Origin of the sequence: Streptomyces turgidiscabies Car8 (genome assembly GCF_000331005.1) — a bacterium.
In the GTDB taxonomy this organism is placed as follows: Bacteria; Actinomycetota; Actinomycetes; order Streptomycetales; family Streptomycetaceae; genus Streptomyces; species Streptomyces turgidiscabies.
In genome coordinates, this window is the sequence record NZ_AEJB01000356.1 from 1 (window position 1) to 7,195 (window position 7,195).

Sequence of the window (7,195 nt, forward strand, 5' to 3'; positions counted from 1 at the left end):
GAGGATGGGACGGGTAGGGGCGGCGGGGGCGAAACAAACCACCCACCCCCACACCGGAACCGAAGCCGAGGTCCGCCCATGACCAGCCGCCGCACCGAGGGACTCCTGCTCGGCCTGGCCGCAGGCGACGCCGCCGGCTGGCCCGCCGCCCGCCACCGAGCCGCCCGGATGCCCGAGTGGACCCGCCGCCTCACCCGCGAACTGGACACCTTCGCGGAGCAGAACGCGACCACCACCCTCCCCGTGCCGATCGCCCTCAACCAGCCCCCGGAACCGCTCCGCCTCGGCCCCTCGGACGACGCCGAGTGGGCCGCGTTCGCGGCCGAGGCCCTGCTGCGGGCCGGGGACGACGGGGTGCTGGGCGACCTGAGCCGGGAACGCCGGGCGCGGGCCGCCATCGACCTGGCCTGGAACGCCGTCGCCGGCGAGGTCGCGGCCGCCGCCGACCGAGCCCCCGAGATCGAGTCCGCGGTGCTGCCCCTGCGCGCCCGAATCTCCGTACGGGCCGGCCTCGGCAATCTCGCCGCCGGGCTGCGCCCCCCGGCCACCGGCCACGACAACCCGCACTACTTCGACGACGCGGCCTGCGTACGGGCCTGCGTGCTGGCGGTGGCCCACCCGGGCGACCCCCGACTCGCCGCCGAACTGGCCGAGTTCGACGCCCGCTACACCCAGGACGGTGACGGTGTCCACGGCGCCCGCGCGATGGCGGCGGCACTCTCACTGGCACTGATCGGCGAGGAGGTGGACGCCTGCGTGTCAGCCGCGCTGGCGGAACTCCCGGAGTGCACCGAGATCGGTCGCAACGCCCGCCACGCGCTGAAGCTGGCGGAGGACGCGGAGAGCGCGTTCGCCCTGGTCCCACTCCTGGAACACCAGATCGTGGACCACGTCTACAGCTACGGCATCGCCGCCGCCGAAACGGTCCCGGTCGCCCTCGCGCTGGCCACCGCGGCACAGGGCCGGATCGCCGAAGCGGTCCCGGCGGCGGCCTGTCTGTCACGGGTCGCGGACTCGGCCCCGGCACTCGCGGGCGCCCTCACCGGCGCGCTGGGCGGCGGCGCCTCGATCCCGGCGGCCTGGCGGGACGCCTGCCGCACCCTCTCCGGCTGCGCACTTCCCAGGCTTACCGGCACCGACCTCGTGGAACTCGCCGAACTCCTGGAAGCCACACAACGGGTCACCCCTGGAGGATGATTCGCGACATGACGCCCAAAAGACAAGAAAGCCAGGCCGTCGGTCTGGAAGAGCGGATCACCGGCGCGCTGGTCGGCGCGGCCGTCGGCGACGCGCTCGGCGGGCCCGTCGAGGGCTACACCCCCGAGCAGATCCTCGAACGCCACGCGGGCCGCGTCCACGGCATCGTCGGCCCCTGGAACGGGGACGCCTGGCGCACGGCCCGCCCGATCGCCCCGTACCACAAGGGCGACGGCCACGTCACCGACGACACCTTGATGACCCATGCGCTGGTACGGGTGTACGCCCAGGTCCGCGACCATCTGGACGCGTACTCGATCGCCGACCACCTGGTCCCCGACCTGATGACCAACCCGCGCTGGATCCCGGAGCTGGAGGCCGAGGCACTCCCCCTGCAGCGCATCTTCCTCGCGGAGAAATGGCTGGTGGCCCGGCTCCACTACGGCCACATCGACCCCCGCGAGGCAGGCGTGGGCAACATCGTCAACTGCGGTGCGGCGATGTACATGGCCCCGGTCGGCCTGGTCAACGCGGCCAACCCGGCGGGCGCGTACACCGAGGCCCTCGACCTCGCGGGCGCCCACCAGTCCTCGTACGGCAGGGAGGCGGCGGCCGTCTTCGCGGCGGCGGTGGCGGCGGCCTGCGCCCCGGACGCGACCCCCGACTCGGTGATCGGGACGTGCCTTTCCGTGGCGAAGGACGGCACGCGGGCGGCGATCGAGGCGGTGTGCGAAGTCGCCTCCCGCTACTCGGACTTCGAGTCGGCGCTGCGGCCCCTGCGGGAGGCGGTGACTCCGTACGACACGGTCGGCGCGGACTACCGCAGCCCGTCGCTGGGCGCACGTCGCCCGTCCCGTCTCCACGCGATCGAGGAACTCCCGGTGGCTCTGGGCATGTTGGTGGTGTCGGGCGGCGACTTCCGGCATGCGGTGCTGGGTTCGGTGAACTACGGCCGCGACTGCGACTCGATCGCCACGATGGCCGGGGCACTCGCCGGGGCGCTGGGCTCCGAGGTGCCGTCCGACTGGTCGAAGACGGTCGCGGAGGCGAGCCGTCTCGACCTGTGGGAACCCGCCCGGACCCTGACCGAGGTCACCCGGGAGATCTTCGACCGGGACGTGCGCCAACGCCGTTCCCACGAAGGGGCGTTCGCCCGGCTCAGGAGTGCGGGATGCTCCGACTGACCTGGGTCCAGCCGGAGGACCTGATCGGCCACGAGCTGCGCCAGGCGGCCCAGGACGGCCGAGAGCCCGGCAGAATCGCCGCCCGCTGGCGAGCGGCGGGCGGACCGGAAGCCCCGGCCGGCGCGGGCGCGTCGTCCGGGCCGGTCTCCCGTTACCTGCGGCTGCTGGCCGAGGACCTGCTCGATGAACTGGCCGATCTGCCGAGCAGGTTGGCGGACGACGAACCGACGGACCTGCCCCGGATCCGTGCGCTCTGCCCCGACTGGCCCACACCGGCCGCCCAGCCCCGGCCCGCGCCCACCGTCCAGGGCCTGGAGGCCGCCTGGCTGGGCAGAGCGGCCGGCTGCCTCCTCGGCAAACCCGTGGAGAAACTCCCCCTCACCGCCATCCGCCAACTCGCCCTGTCCACCGGCAACTGGCCCCTGAACACCTGGTTCACCGCCAAAGGGGTCCCCGAGGAACTCGCGACGGCACACCCCTGGAACCGCCGGTCGGCGACCACCTCACTCGCCGAGAACATCGACGGCATGCCCGAGGACGACGACCTCAACTACCCGCTTCTGGGTCTTCTGTTGCTCCAACGCCACGGCCCCCGCTTCACCACCACCGACGTGGCGCGGCTCTGGCTCGACGAACTCCCCGCAGGCCGCACCTTCACGGCCGAGCGCATCGCCTACCGCAACCTCCTCTGCGGCCTCGAACCCCCGCTCACCGCCCGCCACCGCAACCCGTTCCGCGAATGGATCGGCGCCCTGATCCGGGCCGACGTGCACGGCTGGACCAACCCCGGCGACCCGGCCGGCGCCGCCGAACAGGTGTACCGCGACGCCACCCTCACCCACACCGCGAACGGCGTCTACGCGGCGATGTTCACGGCGGCCACCATCGCCGTGGCCGCCACCGGCACCCATGACATCCACACCTGCCTGCGCACCGGCCTGACAGTGGTCCCCCCACGCTCCCGCCTGGCCGAAGCGGTCCGCCACGGCATCCGACTGGCCGCATCCCAGCGTGACTTCACGACCGTCGTGGACGAACTGCACGCCACCCACGCGGCCACCCACCACTGGGTCCACGCCGTCCCCAACACCGCCCTGATCGCCGCCGCGCTCACCCACGCCGACGGCGACTTCACCGGCTCCATCTGCCGTGCCGTGTCCGGAGGCTGGGACACCGACTCCAACGGGGCGACCGCCGGCAGCGTCGCCGCCCTTCTCGCGGGCTCCCCCGCCGCCCTCCCCGACCGCTGGACCGGCCCCCTGAAGAACCGACTCGCCACCTCTGTCGCGGACTTCGACGGAACCGGCTTCGACACCCTCGCCCGACTGACCCACTCCCTCACCCTCACCCACGCCCCCGGCGGCAAGAGCGCGGGCACCGACACCGAGGCCCGGTACACGTCATGAACACACCGCGACCGACCACAACGGAACCGACCGCCTCCACACCCCGCGCGACCTCTTCCGCGGCCCCCCTCGCCGGCCTCCGCGTTCTCGACCTGGCCACTCTGTTCGCCGGCCCGCTGGCCGCCACCATGCTCGGCGACTTCGGCGCGGAGGTGATCAAGATCGAGCATCCCGTGAAGCCGGACCCGTCCCGGGGCCACGGCCCGGCCAAGGACGGCATCGGCCTCTGGTGGAAGCTGCTGGGCCGCAACAAGCGCACGATGACCCTCGACCTCTCCCGCCCCGGCGGCCGGACCACCCTCCTCCGGCTCGCCGCCACCGCCGACGTCGTGATCGAGAACTTCCGTCCGGGCACCCTGGAGAAATGGGACCTGGGCTGGCCGGAGCTGTCCGCCGCCAACCCACGCCTGGTCCTCGCCCGGGTCACCGCCTTCGGCCAGTTCGGCCCGTACGCTCATCGCCCCGGCTTCGGCACCCTCGCCGAGGCGATGAGCGGCTTCGCCGCGATCACCGGCGAGCCGGACGCACCCCCGACGCTCCCGCCCTTCGGCCTCGCCGACTCGATCGCGGGCCTGGCCACGGCGTACGCCGTCATGACGGCACTGTCCGCGCGCGAGCGAACCGGCGAGGGCCAGGTCGTCGACATGGCGATCATCGAGCCGATCCTGACCGTCCTGGGCCCGCAGCCGCTCTGGTACGACCAGTTGGGCCACGTCCAGCCGCGCACCGGCAACCGTTCGCAGAACAACGCCCCCCGCAACACCTACCGCACGGCCGACGGCACCTGGGTCGCCGTGTCGACATCGGCCCAGTCGATCGCCGAGCGCGTGATGCGTCTGGTCGGCCGCCCCGAACTGATCGACGAGCCCTGGTTCGCCACCGGCGCCGACCGCGCCCGCCACGCGGACGTCCTCGACGAGGCGGTCGGCGCGTGGATCGGCCGCCACTCGCAGTCCGAGGTCGTCGCGGCCTTCGAGAAGGCGGAGGCAGCGGTCGCCCCGGTCCAGGACGTCCGGGAGGTGATGACCGACCCGCAGTACCAGGCCCTCGACACGATCACCACGGTCGACGACCCCGAACTCGGCCCGATCCGTATGCAGAACGTGCTCTTCCGCCTCTCGGCGACCCCCGGCGCGATCCGCTGGGCAGGCCGCCCGCACGGCGCGGACACCGCGGCCGTACTCGCCGAACTGGGCCTGACCACACCCGAGATCGACGCCCTGCGCACCGAGGGAGCCCTATGACGGCCATCCCCCTGACCTGGCTGTACGTTCCAGGCGACCGCCCCGAGGTGGTGTCCAAGGCCCTCACCTCCGGCGCCGACGTGATCATCATCGACCTGGAGGACGCGGTCGCCCCCGACCGTAAGGAGTACGCCCGCACAGCCACCGCCGAACGCCTCACCGACCCCCAGCCGGTCCCCGTCCACGTCCGGATCAACGCCCTGGACGGCCCGCTGGCCACCCGCGACCTCAGAGCCCTGGAAGACCTTTCCGGCGTCTCCGGCCTACGGCTCCCGAAGGTGACGACACCGCAGGACGTCGTACGCGTGGCCACCCGCACATCCGCGACAGCGAGGACGACCTCCCAGGCGGGGCCACCACTCCACGCCCTCCTCGAAACCGCCCTCGGTATCGAACACGCCTTCGCCATCGCGACCGCCCACCCCGCTCTGCACGGCATCGCGCTCGGCGAGGCCGACCTACGGGCCGACCTGGGGGTACGGGAAGACGCGGGCCTCGACTGGTGCCGCTCCCGGGTCGTCGTGGCCGCGCGAGCCGCCGGACTCGCCCCGCCGCCCCAGTCGGTCCACCCGGACACCCGGGACCTCGACACGCTGGCCGCGTCCTGCGCCCACGGCCGCGCCCTGGGCTTCCTGGGCCGGGCGGCCATTCACCCCCGCCAACTCCCGGTGATCGAACGCGCCTACCTCCCCACCCCGGAGGAGGTCGAGGACGCCGAGCAGATCGTCAAGGCGGCGGCGACGGACGAGGGCGCCCAGGCCCTCCCCGACGGCCGCTTCATCGACGCGGCGGTGGTCGCGGGGGCCCGCAGAACCCTGGCCCTGGCCGACCGCGACCGCCCCTGACCCGAACGACGAAGGAGGGCGCCCCGGTCTCCCGGGACGCCCTCATCGTCGTACGGCCGACACCTAACCCTTCTTGGTCGGCTCCGCCTCGGCCTTGTCCTCGGCCTTGTCCTCCGTCTTGTCCGCCGAGTCGGCCTCGCTGTCGGTCTCAGCCTCGGCCTTCACATCCGCGGATTCCGCATCGCTCCCGGCACCCTCGGTACCGTCCGCCGCCGAACCGTGGGGGACATCCGGCTCCACGACTTCCTCCCGGCCCGGCCGCTTCTTCGCCGAGAGCACGAAGAAGACGACCGCGGCGATGAAGACGAAGATCGCGGTCCAGTTGTTGAGCCGCATGCCCAGGATGTGGTGGGCGTCGTCGACGCGCAGGTACTCGATCCAGAAGCGGCCCACGCAGTAGGTCGCGACGTACAGCGCGAACGCCCGCCCGTGTCCGAGCGTGAAGCGGCGGTCGGCCCAGATGACCAGCAGCGCGACACCGACACACCACAGGGACTCGTACAGGAACGTCGGGTGGTAGTAGCCCGGGACCCGGCCGTCCGTCGAGGAGGTGATGTGCAGGGCCCAGGGGACGGTGGTCTCCCGGCCGTACAGCTCCTGGTTGAACCAGTTGCCCCACCGCCCGCAAGCCTGTGCGAGGGCGATACCGGGGGCGAGCGCGTCGGCCCACGCGGGCAGCGGGATACCCCGCCGTCGGCAGCCGATCCACGCGCCCAGCGCGCCGAGGGCGATCGCACCCCAGATACCGAGGCCGCCCTCCCAGATCTTGAAGGCGTCCACCCAGTCGCGGCCCTCGCTGAAGTACAGCTCGTAGTCCGTGATCACGTGGTAGAGGCGGCCACCGACCAGACCGAAGGGCACGGCCCAGACCGCGATGTCGGCCACCGTGCCGGGTCGGCCACCGCGGGCGAGCCAGCGCTTGTTGCCGAGCCAGACCGCGACGAAGACTCCGATGATGATGCAGAACGCGTAGCCGCGCAGCGGAATGGGCCCAAGGTGCAGCACCCCGCGCGACGGACTGGGAATGAAGGCGATTTCCATGGCAGTCCCGACGCTACCTTGACGGACGCGGAGGATGTGAGCCGCCCCGGGCAACGGCTCCATAACGGGCGGTGCCCCGGGTCCCGCTCCCGACGCGGAACCCGGGGCACCCGGGAAGCCCGAGAACACCCCGGGAACACCCAGGCCCTACGCCTTGTCCGCGGCCTCGACCATCTGCTTAGCTTCGCCGGGGTCATCATCTGGTCCTGGTAGATGTTCTTCCCGTTGAGCAGAACGGTCGGCGTGCCGCCGAATCCACCGCTCTGGAAGGCCTGGTT

6 protein-coding genes are annotated in these 7,195 nt (G+C 72.5%); 5 read left to right on the forward strand and 1 reads right to left on the reverse strand.

Annotation, left to right across the window (positions count from 1 at the left end):
* From STRTUCAR8_RS23755 to STRTUCAR8_RS23775, 5 genes are all read left to right on the forward strand, one after another.
* Window positions 1–1,197, forward strand: a 1,197-nt coding sequence (locus STRTUCAR8_RS23755) for an ADP-ribosylglycohydrolase family protein (RefSeq protein ID WP_422125689.1), incomplete at its 5' end; no start/stop codon positions are given.
* A gap of 8 nt (window positions 1,198–1,205) precedes the next feature.
* Complete coding sequence (locus tag STRTUCAR8_RS23760; protein WP_006378508.1) at window positions 1,206–2,381, forward strand: ADP-ribosylglycohydrolase family protein; 1,176 nt, start codon at window positions 1,206–1,208, stop codon at window positions 2,379–2,381.
* Complete coding sequence (locus tag STRTUCAR8_RS23765) at window positions 2,369–3,787, forward strand: ADP-ribosylglycohydrolase family protein (RefSeq protein ID WP_006378503.1); 1,419 nt, start codon at window positions 2,369–2,371, stop codon at window positions 3,785–3,787. The genes STRTUCAR8_RS23760 and STRTUCAR8_RS23765 overlap by 13 nt, the downstream gene beginning before the upstream one ends.
* Window positions 3,784–5,031, forward strand: coding sequence for a CaiB/BaiF CoA transferase family protein (locus tag STRTUCAR8_RS23770; RefSeq protein ID WP_006378506.1), 1,248 nt, complete (start codon window positions 3,784–3,786; stop codon window positions 5,029–5,031). The genes STRTUCAR8_RS23765 and STRTUCAR8_RS23770 overlap by 4 nt, the downstream gene beginning before the upstream one ends.
* A complete protein-coding gene (locus STRTUCAR8_RS23775) occupies window positions 5,028–5,876 on the forward strand; it encodes an HpcH/HpaI aldolase/citrate lyase family protein (protein ID WP_006378507.1) in 849 nt (282 codons plus the stop codon). Before STRTUCAR8_RS23770 ends, STRTUCAR8_RS23775 begins: the two co-directional genes overlap by 4 nt.
* Before the next feature lie 63 nt (window positions 5,877–5,939).
* On the opposite strand, the gene lgt is transcribed toward STRTUCAR8_RS23775, so the two are convergent.
* Entirely contained in the window at window positions 5,940–6,917 is a 978-nt protein-coding gene (lgt, locus tag STRTUCAR8_RS23780; RefSeq protein WP_006378505.1) for a prolipoprotein diacylglyceryl transferase, read from the reverse strand.
* Window positions 6,918–7,195 lie beyond the last annotated feature (278 nt).